A 15,624-nucleotide genomic window follows, 5' to 3' on the forward strand; every position below is an offset into this window, starting at 1 on the left:
CCGACGAGGGGGACGGCGAGACCGAGCGGAGGAAGGTCCGGGTGGGCCTTCCTCCGCTCAGGTCCGTGCGGTCCCGGTCCGGTGTCAGCTCGCCGTGGGGGAGGCGGAGGCCGTGGGTGACGCCGGGGTCGACGCGCCCGGCTGGACCGCGTCGTCCGTGCCGTCGTGGGTGGCCTCGGGGTCGACGCCCATGGTGATCGAGCCCTGCACACCCCTGGCGATGTTCCGCTTGTCGTACTTGAGCTTGAGCAGGCCTCCCGCGGTGCCGCTCTGGTCGTAGATGGTGTCCTCGGTGAGCGTGGTCCGCTCGGTCGTGCTGGTCGAGTACGGCTCCACCTCGGCCGACGCGAGGACGGACTCCTCGTCGAAGAAGAACTGGCCGGTGTGGCAGGTGTGCCCGCCCTCGTACCCGGCGTCGGTCCACTCGCCGTCCACGTGCACCTTGGTGTGGATGTGCACACAGCGCCCCCGGTACCAGCCCGGGAACACCGTCCTGAACGTGACGCGGCCCTGCCGGTCGGTGCGCCAGGTGCCGCGCAGGTACCGCTTGTCGTCGGTGGGCTCCTCGTGGCCCCCGCCGCCGCCTCCGCCCGCGCCGCCGGTCGGCGCGCCCGACGGCGGTGCGCCGGTGGGGGTGCCCGTGGGCGTGCCGGACGGGGTGCCGGACGGGGCGTCCGTGGGAGCGCCGCCTCCGCCGCCGCCTCCGCTGGAGAGGCTCTCGTAGCCCGAGTAGAGGCCCAGCGCGTCGCAGTGCCAGATGTCCACGGCGGCGTTGGCGACGGGCTTGCAGGTCTCGGAGTCGATGACCTTGAGGTCGAGGGTGAGCGGGATGCCCTCCCGGTCCTCGACGATGTTCTGGCGGAGCTTGTCGGCGTCGATGTAGTAGGGGCCCTCGGTGGTCTCCGAGGTGAGCTTGTAACAGGCCTCGGCGGCGGTGCCGGTGGCCGACGCCTTGGGCTTGGCCCCGGCGCCCTTCGCCTTGCCCGGCTCCCCGGCGAACGCGCCCGCGGCCAGCGCGCCGCCCGCTCCGATCGCGGCGACCGCTCCCGCGCCGGCGACGACGACCTTTCGGCGCGTCAGATCCCTTTTGTGTTTCGGGCCTTGCTTGGCCTCCGTGATGTCCGCCGGCTCAGTGTTTTCCGTGTTTCCCGTCATGGGCGAGGAAGTTAGGAGGCCGGCCTGTCAGGAACGTGGGAAAGGGCTGTGCGATTCCATGGATTCACCGTTCGCCGGCCGAAACGAGGCCCAGACCGGCGCGTGCCCGGCGCAGATGTTCCAGTCCTTCCCTCGCCGTCCGCGTGACGTCCTCGTACTCCGCCGCCGTGCGGGCGGCCGCCAGCCGCTCCCTGGCCTGCCGGTGGCATTCCGCCGCGCTGGTCAGCTCCCGCGCCGCCGCCGCGTCCGCGCTCTCCCAGATCCGCACGTCGGGCGGGACCAGACCTCCGCCCAGCCGTACGAGCCAGTGGTTCGCCTCCGCCTCGGCGTCCAGGCCGGACGGGGGACGCGTCCGCCGGGCGCGTCGCTGGGTGACGATCCCGGCGACCGCGCCGGCGATCAGCAGCACCGAGAGCGTGATCATGAACCCCATGGCTGTGGCTTCCTCCCTGCCCCGCCGGCTCGTGCCGGCCTCGCCACCCATGGAACGGCAGGCCCCTGTGGGCGCCCCTCGGGATTCCTGTGCGCCTCCGGTGAGGTCTCCAAGAGAGGTCCGGCCACCGGGACGCAGTCGGTGGCCGGACGCCTTTCCGCCCTTTCCGGGCGGCTCCTCAGCCCGCCGAAGCCGAGGGTGACGAGGACGGGGACGACGTAGGGGACGGTGATCCCGGCGGTGTGCCCTGGCCGTCCTCCGTCGCCTCCGGGTCCACGCCCACCGTGAGCGTGGCGCGCACCCCCTTGGCGATGTTCCGCTTGTCGTAGCGCAGCCTCAGCAGGCCGCCCTGCGTCCCGCTCCCGTCGTAGATCGTGTCCTCGTCGAGCGTCGTGCGCTCGTCGGTGTTCGTCGAGTACGGAGCCAGCCCCTCGGTCGCGAGGACGGACTCCTCGTCGAAGAAGAACTGGCCGGTGTGGCAGGTGTGCCCGCCCTCGTACCCGGCGTCGGTCCACTCGCCGTCCACGTGCACCTTGGTGTGGATGTGCACACAGCGCCCCCGGTACCAGCCCGGGAACACCGTCCTGAACGTGACGCGGCCCTGCCGGTCGGTGCGCCAGGTGCCGCGCAGGTAGCGGGTGTCGTCCGTGGGCTCCTGGTGGCCGCCGCCGGGAGGCGGGCCGCTGGGCGCTCCGGTGGGCGTCCCGGTCGGGGGCTCGCCGGTGGGGGTGCCGGAGGGCGGCGGTCCGGTGGGCGCGGGACCGCCGCCGCCTCCGTTGCCCATGTCCTCGTAGCCGGAGTAGACGCCCACCGCGTCGCAGTGCCAGATGTCCACGGCCGCGTTCCGGACCGGCCGGCAGGTCTGGGCGTCGATGACCTTGAGGTCGAGGAGGAGCGGGATGCCCTCGCGGTCCTCGGTGACGTCCTGGCGGAGCTTGTCGGCGTCGATGTAGTAGGGGCCCTCGGTGGTCTCCGTGGTCAGCAGGTAGCAGGGCTCGGAGCCGGGTTCGGAGCCGGGCTCGGTGCCGGGTTGGGAGCCGCCGCCCGGAGGTCTTCCGCCGCCCTGGCCGAGACCGCTCGCCGCGAACGCGCTGCCGCCAAGACCGGCCGCCGCGACGGCGCCCGCGCCGACGGCGACCACCTTGCGCCGCGTCAGTTCGGTCGATTCCCTTCCGTTCTGAGATTCCGGATGCTGTTGATTCGCTGTCATGGCCCCGGAAGTTAGGTAGGAACCCTGTCAACGACCTGAGAAAACAGCGCCTTTTCCCCGCGCACGCGAAAGGGACCTGAAACCGACGTCGGTTTCAGGTCCCTTTCACATTGCCCTTGCAAAAGGCTTGCCTTACTTCGGCTGCGGCTTCCGCACGTTCAGGTGCAGCTCGCGCAGCCGCGTCTCCTCCAGCTCGGTCGGCGCGCCCATCATCAGGTCCTGGGCGTTGCCGTTGAGCGGGAAGGCGATCGTCTCGCGGATGTTGGGCTCGTCGGCGAGCAGCATCACGATGCGGTCGACGCCCGGCGCGATGCCGCCGTGCGGCGGGGCGCCGAAGCGGAAGGCGCGCAGCATGCCGGCGAACTCGCGCTCGACGGTCTCCTCGTCGTAGCCGGCGATCCCGAACGCCTTGAGCATGATGTCCGGCTCGTGGTTCCGGATCGCTCCGGAGGACAGCTCGACGCCGTTGCAGACGATGTCGTACTGCCAGGCCAGGATGTCCAGCGGGTCCTGGTTCTCCAGGGCCTCCATGCCGCCCTGGGGCATGGAGAACGGGTTGTGCGAGAAGTCGGTCCTCCCGGTCTCCTCGTCCTTCTCGAACATCGGGAAGTCGACGATCCAGCAGAAGCGGAAGACGTTCTCCTCGAAGTGGCCGGAACGCTTCGCGGCCTCGACCCGCACCGCGCCCATGATCTTCGAGACCTCGTCGAACTCGCCCGCGCCGAAGAAGACGGCGTGACCGGCGGCCAGCGACAGGCGCTTGGTCAGCTCGGCGACGTTCTCCTCGGTGAGGAACTTCGCGATCGGGCCGGACAGCGAGCCGTCCTCGGCGACCCGCACCCAGGCCAGGCCCTTCGCGCCCTGCGAGACGGCGTAGTCGCCGAGCTGGTCGAAGAACTTGCGGGGCTGGTCCTGGACGGCGGGCACGGGCAGCGCGCGCACGTGCTTGCCGGCGAAGGCCTTGAACTCCGAGCCCTCGAAGACGTCGGTGATGTCCACCAGTTCCAGCTGCGCGCGCAGGTCCGGCTTGTCGGAGCCGTACTTCAGCATCGACTCGCGGAACGGAATCCGCGGGAACGGGGAGGTGACCTCGCGGCCGTTGCCGAACTCCGTGAACAGCTCGGTCATCAGCTTCTCGATCGGCTGGAAGACGTCCTCCTGCTCGACGAAGCTCATCTCGACGTCGAGCTGGTAGAACTCGCCCGGCGAACGGTCGGCGCGGGCGTCCTCGTCGCGGAAGCAGGGCGCGATCTGGAAGTAGCGGTCGAAGCCGGAGATCATCAGCAGCTGCTTGAACTGCTGCGGGGCCTGCGGAAGGGCGTAGAACCGGCCAGGGTGCAGCCGGGAGGGGACCACGAAGTCGCGCGCGCCCTCGGGGGAGGTCGCGGTCAGGATCGGGGTCGCCATCTCGTTGAAGCCGAGGGCCACCATCTTGTGACGGATGGCGGAGATGACCGCGGTGCGCAGCATGATGTTGCGGTGCATGCGCTCGCGGCGCAGGTCCAGGAAGCGGTACTCCAGGCGCCGCTCCTCGTTGACCCCGTCCTCGGTGTTGATGGTGAAGGGGAGCGGCTGGGCGGCGCCGAGCAGCTCGACCTCACCGACCTCGACCTCGATCTCGCCGGTCGGCAGGTCCGCGTTGACGTTGTCGGCGCCACGGGAGACGACCTTGCCGTCGACGCGGACGGTCGACTCCTTGGTCAGCTTGTCGAGGGCCTCGTACGCGGCCGTGCCGGGACGGGCCACCAGCTGGGTGATGCCGTAGTGATCGCGGAGATCGATGAAGAGGATGCCGCCCAGGTCGCGCCGATTGTGCAGCCAGCCGCTCAGCCGGACGTCGGTGCCGACGTCAGAGGCGCGGAGCTCGCCGCAGGTGTGGGACCTGTACCGATGCATCGTCGTTCATCCAGTCTTCGCGGATCGGGGGCGTGTTTCACGTGGAACAAGGCGTGTTTCACGTGAAACAACCCCCAGGGTACCGGGCGGGCCAAGATCGGCTCCCCTCTATTCACCGCCGCTGACCCATGGCCCGCTTCGGTCGCGATCACCGGCACGCTCCGGTCGCGATCATCGGTCGGCTTCGGTCGCGATCAGTGGCACGGTTCGATCGCCTGTTCTTAAAGTGGGTCAATGCGTACTGGCGAGCCTCTGCCCGCCGTGGGAGAGGTCCTCGCCTCCCTCGCGACCGGCCTGTGGCACTGGAGCACGGCCACCGGGCTGGTCACGGTCGACGCCGAGGCGGCCCGGCTGCTCGGGCTGCCCGCCGAGGAGGCCGTCCTCACGGAGGCCCAGGCCCGTGCCCGGCTGCACCCCGTCGACTGGAACGAGATCACGGGCGTGATCCAGCTCGCCGTCGCCGAGGGCACCCTCGCCGAGGTGCGCATCCGGATCATGGACGACCAGGGGCGGGTCGTACGGGTCGCCCGCAGCCGCTCCAAGCCGTCGTTCGACCCGGAGAAGCAGGCGTACGAGCTGATCGGCACGTTGCAGGAGGTCACCGAGCCCCGGCCCGGCACTCCCGCCGGACGCACCGCCGTCACCGGCGACTGGCGGCGCTCCCGGGAGGCGTTCCTGCTGGACGCGGGCCGTGCGCTCGCGGAGGCGCGCTCCACGGAGGAGGTGCTGCGGGTCGCGGCGGCGCTGTCGATGCCGGGCTTCACCCCGGACGGGCTGGCCGTCTTCGGCGTCGAGGGCGAGCGGCTGACGATCATCGGCCACCACGGGCAGCGGGAGAGCGACGAGGACCCCTTCACCCAGATGTCGGTGCACACCGACTATCCGGCCGCCGAGGTCGTCCGCAGCGGACGGGCCGTGTATCTGTCCTCGCCCGAGCAGTACAAGGAGCGCTATCCGCTGACCTGGCCGCTGGCGGCGCACTTCGGCCGGCAGTCCTGGGCGTTCCTGCCGCTGACGGTGGCCGGCCGCACGATGGGCGCCTGGATGGCGGCCTTCGCCTACCCGGTGGCGTTCACCCCGGACGAGCGGTCCGTGCTCACCACCGTGGCCCGCATGCTCGCCCAGGCCCTGACCCGCGCCGGCGCCGCCGAGACCCAGCGCGAGCTGACCGACGGCCTTCAGCGCTCGATGCTGCCCACGCTCGGCCCCGAGATCCCGGGCATGACCCTCGCCGCCCGTTACATACCGACCGGCGGCGGTCTCCAGGTCGGCGGCGACTGGTACGACGTGATCCCGCTGCCGGGGGGAGCGTCCCGGACGCGGTCCGGGGGCGGGCGGTTCGCGCTGGTCATCGGCGACGTCCAGGGGCACGACGTGCGTGCCGCGGGCCTCATGGGCCAGTTGCGCATAGCGCTGCGGGCGTACGCCTCCGAGGGCCACCGTCCCGACGCCGTCCTCTCCCGCGCCTCCCGCTTCTTCTACGGTCTCACCCACACGGACGACGCCGACGCGCACGCCGACCCGCGCTTCGCAACCTGCCTCTATGTGGAGGTCGATCCGGCGACGGGGGTGCTGGAGACGGCTCGGGCCGGCCATCTCGACCCGGCGATCCGGATGGCCGACGGCACGGTCCTGGTCCGCGCCACGGCCGGCGGGCTGCCGCTGGGCATCGACCCGGACTCCGACTACCCGACCACCCGGCTCGCGCTGGAGCCGGGCGAGGCGCTGATGCTGTGCACCGACGGTCTGCTGGAGACCGGCGGCCACGACCTGGACACCGGCTGGGGCCGGGTCCGCAAGACGCTGGAGGCGCACGAGGGGGGCGTGGGCGCGCACGAGGGGGGACTGGAGGAGCTGGCCGACGCGCTGGTCCAGGCCGTGCACGGGCCTTCGTCCCACCACACCACCGGGCCGCTGGCCGACCGCCGCGAGGACGACATCGCCGTCCTCCTCCTCTCCCGGCACGGGGTGGGCAGCGGTCGTGACGCCGGGTCCGCGCGGCCGTCGGTGCGGCGCACCATGCTGACGGTGGCGCAGGCCGAGCCCGAGCGGGTCGCCGAGGCCCGGCAGCAGCTGCGGGAGCTGCTGCACGACTGGCCGTGCGCCGACCAGGTCGACTCTGCGGTCCTGCTGGTCTCCGAGACGCTGACCAACGTCCTCGTGCACACGGACGCCGACGCGCTGCTCGTCGCCGAGGTCACCGGCGGGGCCGAGGGACGCCGGATCCGGATCGAGGTGTCCGACACCAGCGACGACCTGCCCCACAAGCGCAGCCCCGGCGAACTGGCCTCCTCGGGACGCGGCCTGGTCCTCATCGAACTGCTCGCCGACGCGTGGGGGGTGGCGCCGCGGGGTCAGGGCAAGAGCATCTGGTTCGAGCTCTACGAGCCGGCCGCGGACGCTCCGCTGGACGGGTCGGGGGACGAGCCGGGCGGCAGCCCGCCGGACGCCGGCTTGGACACGGCCTCCGAGGGCGCGGCGTAACGCTCCCTCAGCTCGTGCAGCACGGCGAACGCGGCGGCCGTCAGCGGCACGGCGAGCAGCATGCCGAGGATCCCGGCGACGGAGGCTCCCGCCGTGATCGTCAGCATCACCACCGCCGGGTGCATCTGCACGGTCCGGCTCTGGATCATCGGCTGGAGGACGTGCCCCTCCAGCACCTGCACGGCGAGCACCACCCCGAGCGCCCACAGCGCGATGACGAATCCCCGGTCGGCGAGCGCCACGAGCACGGCGACCGCGCCGGAGAGGAACGCGCCCAGGTAGGGGATGTAGGCGCCGACGAAGACGAGCGCGCCCAGTCCGGCGGCGCCGGGGACGTCGAGGACGAGCAGTCCGACGGTGATGCAGACGGCGTCGATGAACGCGATGAAGGTCGTCCCGCGCATGAAGCCCTCGACGGCTCGGAACGCCCGCCGGCCCATGGCCTCCACGATGTCGGCGGTGCCGTGCGGGGCGACGGCGCGCAGGCCGTCGACGGCGCGGTCGGAGTCGCGCAGGAAGAAGAAGACGAGCAGCAGCGCGAGCACGGCCATGGCGATGCTCTCCCCCACGACGCTCACCCCGCTGATCACCCCGGAGGCCGCGGTCCCGCCGAACTTGCCCAGCAGCTCACGGGCGTTGGAGGCGAGATCGTCGAGCGAGGTCCCCGCGGCCCCGAAGTGCTCGGTCAGTCCCCGGGCGGCCTCCTTCAGCGAGGCGACGATCTCGTCCCCGCTCTCGATGAGCGCGGCGACGACGATGTACACGGCCCCGCCGACCACGCCCACCACCGCCACACACGTGACGGCGGCGGCCACCGACCGGTTCACCCGCGCCTTCACCATCCGCCGGTGGAACGGCCCGAGCAACGCGCTCCCCAGCAACGCGAGCAACACGGGCACCACGGCGGTACGCAACGCCGCGCACAACAGGATCCCGATGTACGCCACCCCCGACACCAGCAGGACGACAACACACCAGGCAGCAAGCCGACGAACAGCCAAGGGCAACAGACGCACCCGTCCAGCGGACCACGCCCTCCGCGGGCTGTCCTGCGGGAGCAGACCGCCCGGGTGACGGACCGTCACCGATGAGCAGAATTAACAGCTCATCCCCCTTTCGGGTGAACATCCCTTTTGCTCATGCGCGTTGCATATGCGCGTGCCTAGTTTCCCTGGCTGGAGGTGATGCTCGATGTACGAGCAGAACGACATGCCGCCGGACGAGCCGACGGCACAGCAGGACGCGATCGACATCAACGACTTCGTGTTCGCGGCCACGGGGGCGCGGGTGCGGAGGCTGACGACGCCGGGTGGGGAGCACTGGTTCGTTGCGGCGGACGTGGCCACGGATCTCGGGTACGCAAACACACGACAGGCGCTCGGCTGGCACGTTGCAGCAGAGTGCACCAAGCGACTGAGCGAGATTGCACAAGGCGTCTATGGAGTAGACGCTTCGCGCAAACTCGCAGCTCACAAGCTACAGAAGTCGATGAAGCTGGTGAACCTGAAGGGTCTCATCGCCCTTGTCAACGGTTGCACGAAACCGGAGTGCCGCCCTTTCAAGGACTGGGTCTGCGAGGTCGTCGTCACCATCCAGCGCGACGGCTCCTACGCCCTGGAACCGGCCCCCGTGCAACCCTCGCCCGCCGGCGGCACCGCGTACGTCATGCCGGATCAGGTCGCCGACGCCATTGTGCGACTGGAGGAGCGGAACATCCGGGCGGACGAGATGCTGGTGGCGTTCCAGGAGCAGCGCCACGGCCTTCTGAGGGAGCAGAACGGGCTCTTGCGGGAGATCAGTCACAGCCTGCGGGACATCGCCGACGCTCTCAGGAGCCCCGCCGGCCGTTCCTTGCCGTCGCCGGCGCCGGAGCTGACGCCGCAGCAGCTGCTCGCCGTCTGGAAGGCCAAGAATCTCGTGGTCACCGACGACGTTCACGCCGTCGCCGCCTGCCTGGCACCGGCACTCGTGCGCGGTGAGGCCCGGTACCGGGTGGAGGAGATCGTCAGCCGGACCGGGTTGTCCCAGGACCGCGTTCACGACTGTCTGCGGATGCTGTTGAAGCGCGGGTGCGTGCGGCAGACCGGGTGTGCCGCCGACGGCGCGCCGGTGTACGTGCTGCCGTAGGGCGGTCGGCTCAGCACAAGGGCCCGAAGTCGCAACGCAAACTTGCGGCTTCGGGCCTTCCTCGTACGTTATCCGGGATCAGCCCTTCCGCGGGCCCTCCTTCGTCATCCCGTGGACCGCCGGGACGGTTCCCAGGCGGCCCTTCTGGAAGTCTTCGAACGCCTGCTGGAGTTCGGCCTGGGTGTTCATGACGAACGGGCCGTAGTGGGCCATCGGCTCGCGGATCGGGCGGCCGCCCAGGAGGACGACTTCCAGGTCCGGCGTGTGGGAGTCCTGCCGCTCGTCCGCGCGGACGGTCAGCGAGGAGCCGGTGCCGAAGACGGCGGTCTGGCCCAGGTGGATCGGGCGGCGTTCCGCGCCGACCGAGCCCTTGCCCGCGAGCACGTACGCCAGGCCGTTGAAGTCCTCGCGCCACGGCAGGGTGATCTCCGCGCCCGGCGCCAGCGTCGCGTGGATCATCGTGATCGGCGTGTGGGTGACGCCGGGGCCCTGGTGGCCGTCCAGCTCGCCGGCGATGACCCGCAGGAGCGCGCCGCCGTCGGGAGTGGTGAGCAGCTGGACGTTCCCGCCGCGGATGTCCTGGTAGCGCGGGGCCATCATCTTGTCCCTGGCCGGCAGGTTCACCCACAGCTGGAGGCCGTGGAAGAGGCCGCCGGACATGACGAGGTGCTCCGGCGGCGCCTCGATGTGGAGCAGACCGGAACCGGCCGTCATCCACTGGGTGTCGCCGTTGGTGATGGTGCCGCCGCCGCCCTGGCTGTCCTGGTGGTCGAAGACGCCGTCGATGATGTAGGTGACGGTCTCGAAGCCCCGGTGCGGGTGCCAGGGCGTGCCCTTGGGCTCTCCGGGCGCGTAGTCCACCTCGCCCATCTGGTCCATCATGATGAACGGGTCGAGGTGCCGGTAGTTGATCCCCGCGAAGGCCCGGCGCACCGGGAAGCCCTCACCCTCGTACCCCGTCGGCGCGGTGGCGACGGCGAGCACGGGACGCGCCACGGCGTCCGCCGGGGCGGCCACGCGGGGGAGCGTCAACGGGTTCTCGACGGTCACAGCGGGCATGTCGGTACCTCCTTGGGCGACGTACGGACCACTTTAGTTGAGCGTTGAACTTTCTGCCACCCACAACCGCGGGAGCCCGGAGGACATTCCCTCCGGGCTCCCGGCTCTCAGAACACGGCGTCGCTCAGCCGTACATCCGGCGCATCGCGAAGTCCACCATCTGCTCGACCGCCTTCGCGTCGAACACCATCCGGTGCTCGCCCTCCATGTCGAGAACGAAGCCGTAGCCGGTGGGCAGCAGGTCGAGCACCTCCGCGCCGGTGATGACGAAGTACTTGGACTCCTTGCCCGCGTACCGGCGCAGCTCCTTCAGCGTGGTGAACATCGGGATCACCGGCTGCTGGGTGTTGTGCAGGGCGAGGAATCCGGGGTTGTCGCCGCGCGGGCAGTAGACCTTCGAGGTCGCGAAGACCTGCTGGAAGTCCTCGGCGACCATCTGCCCGGTGGTGAAGGCGCGCACCGCGTCCGCGAGCGAGGGCGGGGACGGCTCGGGGTACAGGGGCGGCTGCTGCCCGTAGCCGCCGGCCATGGGCTGCTGCGGCGGGGCGTACTGCTGCTGGGCGCCGCCCCCGTCCATGGGCTGGCCGTATCCATACATGGGCGCAAGAGTACCCAGAGCATCCGCAAGCCGGGCCCACACAGAAGCCCAAGCGAGACGGCGGCCCGGGCAGGACGGAAGCCCGGGCAGGGCGGCAGCCCGGCAGGACGGCGGCCCTGGCAGGACGGAAGCCCGGGCAGGGCGGCAGCCCGGCAGGACGGCGGCCCCGGCAGGACGGAAGCCCCGGGTAGGGCGGCAGCCCCGGCAAAGCGGCGGACCCGGGTAGGGCGGAAGCCCGGCAAGGCGGCGGACCCGGCAAAGCGGCGGACCCGGGTAGGGCGGAAGCCCGGCAAGGCGGCGGACCCGGGCACGACGGGAGCCCGGCAAGGCGGCTGCCCGGCTGGACGGAAATTCGGCGGGACGGGAGCCCGACAGGGCCGCAGCCCCGGCAGAGCCGCAGGGCCGCAGCTCCGACAGGACGGAAGTTCAGCGGGACGGCAGCCCGACAGGGCGGCAGCCAGGCGGGGCGGGGCCAGACAGGGCGACAGCCCGGGAAGGGGCGACAGCCCGGGCAGGGCCGCAAGGCCGCAAGGCCGCAAGGCCGTAAGGCCGCAAGGCCGCAGCCCCGACAGGACGGAAGTTCGGCCGGACGGCAGCCCGGCAAGGCGGCAAGGCGGCAGCCAGGCGGGGCGGGGGCCAGACAGGGCGGCAGCCAGGCGGGGCGGGGGCCCAGGCGGGGCCGCAAGGCCGCAAGGCCGCAGCCCCGACAGGACGGAAGTTCAGCGGGACGGCAGCCCGGCAAGGCGGCAGCCAGGCGGGGCGGCAGCCCAGGCAAGGGGCGACAGTCCGGCAGGGCCGCAAGGCCGGAGCCCCGGCAAGACGGGCGCCCAGGGAGGGCGGCAGCCCCGTGGTGGTCTGTCTCGTCACACCTGGCGCATCGGGGTTGCGACTTATTACCGGCGGGTAGCATCATCGGAGCTACTTGTTGGTACGTGAACTAGCGCGAGGAACCACAGTGCCTCGCCGATCTCTCTACGGAGCCGGGAGCCGTCGCCATGGGGCACTACAAGTCGAATCTCCGCGACATCGAATTCAACCTCTTCGAAGTACTGGGGCGCGACAAGCTGTACGGCACCGGTCCGTTCGAGGAGATGGACGCCGAGACCGCGAAGAGCATCCTCGAAGAGCTGACCCGCCTCGCGGAGAACGAGCTGGCGGAGTCCTTCACGGACGCCGACCGCAACCCGCCGGTCTTCGACCCGGAGACGAACACCGCGCCCGTCCCGGCGTCCTTCAAGAAGAGCTACAAGGCCTTCATGGACTCCGAGTACTGGCGGCTCGGCCTGCCCGAGGAGATCGGCGGCACCACCTCGCCCCGCTCCCTGATCTGGGCCTTCGCCGAGCTGATCCTGGGCGCCAACCCGGCCGTCTGGATGTACTCCTCGGGCCCCGCGTTCGCCGGCATCCTCTTCGAGGAGGGCAACGAGGTCCAGAAGCACATCGCCAAGGTCGCCGTGGAGAAGCAGTGGGGCTCCACGATGGTCCTCACCGAGCCCGACGCGGGCTCCGACGTCGGCGCCGGCCGCACCAAGGCGATCCAGCAGGAGGACGGCTCCTGGCACATCGAGGGCGTGAAGCGCTTCATCACCTCCGGTGAGCACGACATGGAGGAGAACATCCTCCACTACGTCCTCGCCCGCCCCGAGGGCCACGGCCCCGGCACCAAGGGCCTGTCCCTCTTCCTCGTCCCGAAGTACCTCTTCGACTTCGAGACCGGCGAGCTGGGCGAGCGCAACGGCGTCTACGCGACCAACGTCGAGCACAAGATGGGCCTGAAGGCCTCCAACACCTGCGAGATGACCTTCGGCGACCGCCACCCCGCCAAGGGCTGGCTGATCGGCGACAAGCACGACGGCATCCGCCAGATGTTCCGCATCATCGAGTTCGCCCGCATGATGGTCGGCACGAAGGCGATCTCCACGCTGTCCACGGGCTACCTGAACGCGCTGGAGTACGCCAAGGAGCGCGTCCAGGGTCCCGACCTCGCGAACTTCATGGACAAGTCCGCGCCCAAGGTCACCATCACCCACCACCCCGACGTGCGCCGCTCGCTGATGACGCAGAAGGCGTACGCGGAGGGCATGCGCGCCCTCGTCCTCTACACGGCGTCCATCCAGGACGAGATCCAGGTCAAGGAGGCCGCCCGCGAGGACGCCTCCGCGCTGGAGGCGCTGAACGACCTGCTCCTGCCGATCGTCAAGGGCTACGGCTCCGAGAAGGGCTACGAGCAGCTCGCCCAGTCGCTCCAGACCTTCGGCGGCTCCGGCTTCCTCCAGGAGTACCCGATCGAGCAGTACATCCGGGATGCCAAGATCGACACCCTGTACGAGGGCACGACGGCGATCCAGGGCCAGGACTTCTTCTTCCGGAAGATCGTCCGCAACCAGGGCGCCGCGCTGAACTCCCTCGCGGAGGAGATCAAGAAGTTCCTGGCGCTCGGCGAGGGCGGCGAGGAGCTGTCCGGCGCCCGCGACCAGCTGGCCAAGGCCGCCGTCGAGCTGGAGGCCATCGTCGGCCTGATGCTCACCGACCTCGCGGCCACCGAGCAGGACGTCAAGAACATCTACAAGGTGGGCCTCAACACCAGCCGCCTGCTGCTGGCCTCCGGTGACGTCGTCGTCGGCTACCTGCTGCTCAAGGGCGCGACCGTGGCCGCCGACAAGCTCCGCACGGCCTCCGCGAAGGACCAGGCCTTCTACACCGGCAAGATCGCGGCGGCGAAGTTCTTCGCGGCGAACGTCCTGCCCGGCGTCACCCTGGCCCGCAAGGTCGCCGCGGGCGTCGAGCTCGACCTGATGGAGCTGGACGAGGCCGCGTTCTAGAGCGGGTTCCGAAAGCGGCGTCGCACCCGTCGCCCGAGGGCCGGCCGGGCGGACCCGTCCGGTTCGGCACGGTTGCACCGACCCACACACCGTCCTCACGAGGGCCTGCTCCCATCACCGGGAGCGGGCCCTCGTCCGTCGTTAAGGTGAACCCCATGAGCGCACCCTCCCGCTTCGACCGCGGCCACACCGACGACCTGATGTCCTTCCTGACGGCCAGCCCGTCGCCGTACCACGCGGTGGCGAACGCCGCGGAACGGCTGGAGAAGGCAGGTTTCCGTCAGGTCGCCGAGACGGACGCCTGGGAGGGGAGCAGCGGCGGCAAGTACGTGCTGCGCGGGGGCGCGATCGTGGCCTGGTACGTCCCCGAGGGCACCGCCGCGCACACCCCGTTCCGGATCATCGGCGCACACACCGACTCCCCCAACCTGCGCGTCAAGCCGCTGCCCGACGCCGGCGCGCACGGCTGGCGCCAGGTGGCCGTGGAGATCTACGGCGGTCCGCTGCTCAACTCCTGGCTCGACCGCGACCTGGGCCTGGCGGGCCGGCTGACCCTGCGCGACGGCTCCACCCACCTCGTCGACGTGAGCCGGCCGCTGCTGCGGGTGCCCCAGCTCGCCATCCACCTGGACCGCGCCGCCAACGACGGTCTCAAGCTCGACAAGCAGCGCCACCTCCAGCCGGTCTGGGGCCTCGGGGACGTCCTCGAGGGCGACCTGATCTCCTTCCTGGAGGAGGAGTCGGGGCTGCCCGCGGGCGAGGTCACCGGCTGGGACCTGATGACCCACTCCGTGGAGCCGCCCGCCTACCTGGGCCGCGACGAGGAACTCGTGGCCGGCCCGCGCATGGACAACCTGCTGTCCGTGCACGCCGGCACGGCCGCCCTGGCCGCCGTCGCGACCGCGGGCGGCGACCTGCCGTTCATCCCGGTGCTCGCCGCCTTCGACCACGAGGAGAGCGGCTCCCAGTCCGACACCGGCGCGGACGGTCCGCTGCTCGGCGGCGTGCTGGAGCGCTCGGTGTTCGCGCGCGGAGGCTCGTACGAGGACCGGGCGCGGGCCTTCGCCGGCACGCTCTGCCTCTCCTCCGACACCGGCCACGCCGTCCACCCCAACTACGCGGAGCGGCACGACCCCACGCACCACCCGCGCGTCAACGGCGGCCCGATCCTCAAGGTCAACGTCAACAACCGCTACGCCACGGACGGTTCGGGCCGGGCGGTGTTCGCCGCCGCCTGCGAGAAGGCCGGTGTGCCGTTCCAGTCGTTCGTCTCCAACAACTCCATGCCGTGCGGCACCACCATCGGCCCCATCACCGCCGCCCGGCACGGGATCACGACCGTCGACATCGGCGTGGCCATCCTGTCCATGCACAGCGCGCGGGAGTTGAGCGGCGCGGACGACCCGTACCTGCTGGCCAACGCGCTGACGGCGTTCCTGGAGGGGTAGCGGCCGCCCTGGTGACGGGGTGACAAGGGTGCCGCCCCGCATGGGTGTTGCCCGGCGGGGTATCCGGAGTCAGGGACCGGAACGACCGGTACACCGGACAGGGAGGCGACACTCATGGGCCTCGGCGGATGCATCATCCTCATCGCCGTGGGAGCCATCCTCACGTTCGCGACCGACTGGGACATGCAAGGGGTCAACCTCGACCTGGTCGGCGTCATCCTGATGATCGTCGGCCTGATCGGCGTGACGACCTTCAGCAGCATCGCCCGGCGCCGCCGCGTGATGGTGCCCCCCGCCTCGACCACCGTGGTCGAGACGGACCGGCGCCGCGACGGCTACAGCGACGGGTACGGCGTGTGACCGCAGCGGGTGACGCCGCTGCGGAGCACCGC

Annotated in this window: 12 protein-coding genes; 5 read left to right on the forward strand and 7 right to left on the reverse strand. The window is 70.9% G+C overall.

What is annotated here, in order from left to right:
• Nucleotides 1-84: 84 nt before the first annotated feature.
• The 4 genes from ACFYX4_RS18970 to aspS form a co-directional block, all read right to left on the reverse strand.
• Nucleotides 85-1,155 carry an intradiol ring-cleavage dioxygenase gene (locus tag ACFYX4_RS18970; RefSeq protein WP_389333949.1) on the reverse strand — a complete coding sequence of 357 codons (1,071 nt, stop codon included), beginning with the start codon at nt 1,153-1,155 and terminating at the stop codon, nt 85-87.
• A gap of 64 nt (nt 1,156-1,219) precedes the next feature.
• A complete protein-coding gene (locus ACFYX4_RS18975; protein ID WP_389333952.1) occupies nt 1,220-1,588 on the reverse strand; it encodes a hypothetical protein in 369 nt (122 codons plus the stop codon).
• Nucleotides 1,589-1,766: 178 nt separating this feature from the next.
• Nucleotides 1,767-2,798, reverse strand: a complete 1,032-nt coding sequence (locus tag ACFYX4_RS18980; protein WP_389333955.1) for an intradiol ring-cleavage dioxygenase — start codon at nt 2,796-2,798, stop codon at nt 1,767-1,769.
• 132 nt (nt 2,799-2,930) lie between these two features.
• Nucleotides 2,931-4,694, reverse strand: coding sequence for an aspartate--tRNA ligase (gene aspS, locus ACFYX4_RS18985; RefSeq protein WP_389333958.1), 1,764 nt, complete (start codon nt 4,692-4,694; stop codon nt 2,931-2,933).
• A gap of 234 nt (nt 4,695-4,928) precedes the next feature.
• On the opposite strand from aspS, the gene ACFYX4_RS18990 reads away from it, so the two are divergent.
• On the forward strand, nt 4,929-7,178 hold the full coding sequence (locus ACFYX4_RS18990) for a SpoIIE family protein phosphatase (RefSeq protein WP_389333961.1): 2,250 nt from the start codon (nt 4,929-4,931) through the stop codon (nt 7,176-7,178).
• On the opposite strand, the gene ACFYX4_RS18995 is transcribed toward ACFYX4_RS18990, so the two are convergent.
• Entirely contained in the window at nt 7,076-8,194 is a 1,119-nt protein-coding gene (locus tag ACFYX4_RS18995; RefSeq protein ID WP_389333964.1) for an AI-2E family transporter, read from the reverse strand. The genes ACFYX4_RS18990 and ACFYX4_RS18995 overlap by 103 nt on opposite strands.
• Before the next feature lie 175 nt (nt 8,195-8,369).
• Between ACFYX4_RS18995 and ACFYX4_RS19000 the strand changes: the two genes are divergently transcribed.
• Nucleotides 8,370-9,305, forward strand: a complete 936-nt coding sequence (locus ACFYX4_RS19000; RefSeq protein WP_389333967.1) for a Bro-N domain-containing protein — start codon at nt 8,370-8,372, stop codon at nt 9,303-9,305.
• A gap of 78 nt (nt 9,306-9,383) precedes the next feature.
• Here ACFYX4_RS19000 and ACFYX4_RS19005 read toward each other — a convergent pair whose 3' ends face one another.
• Nucleotides 9,384-10,364, reverse strand: coding sequence for a pirin family protein (locus ACFYX4_RS19005; RefSeq protein ID WP_389333970.1), 981 nt, complete (start codon nt 10,362-10,364; stop codon nt 9,384-9,386).
• Between the two features lie 124 nt (nt 10,365-10,488).
• Nucleotides 10,489-10,962, reverse strand: a complete 474-nt coding sequence (locus ACFYX4_RS19010; RefSeq protein WP_389333973.1) for an SseB family protein — start codon at nt 10,960-10,962, stop codon at nt 10,489-10,491.
• Between the two features lie 995 nt (nt 10,963-11,957).
• Between ACFYX4_RS19010 and ACFYX4_RS19015 the strand changes: the two genes are divergently transcribed.
• From ACFYX4_RS19015 to ACFYX4_RS19025, 3 genes are all read left to right on the forward strand, one after another.
• Nucleotides 11,958-13,784: an acyl-CoA dehydrogenase gene (locus tag ACFYX4_RS19015; RefSeq protein ID WP_389333976.1), complete on the forward strand. Its 1,827-nt coding sequence runs from the start codon at nt 11,958-11,960 to the stop codon at nt 13,782-13,784.
• A 155-nt stretch (nt 13,785-13,939) separates the two neighbouring features.
• Entirely contained in the window at nt 13,940-15,232 is a 1,293-nt protein-coding gene (locus ACFYX4_RS19020) for a M18 family aminopeptidase (protein WP_389333979.1), read from the forward strand.
• A gap of 114 nt (nt 15,233-15,346) precedes the next feature.
• On the forward strand, nt 15,347-15,592 hold the full coding sequence (locus ACFYX4_RS19025; protein WP_389333982.1) for a DUF6458 family protein: 246 nt from the start codon (nt 15,347-15,349) through the stop codon (nt 15,590-15,592).
• Nucleotides 15,593-15,624: the final 32 nt, after the last annotated feature.

The organism is Streptomyces sp. NPDC002328 (genome assembly GCF_042890065.1).
Taxonomy (GTDB): Bacteria; Actinomycetota; Actinomycetes; order Streptomycetales; family Streptomycetaceae; genus Streptomyces.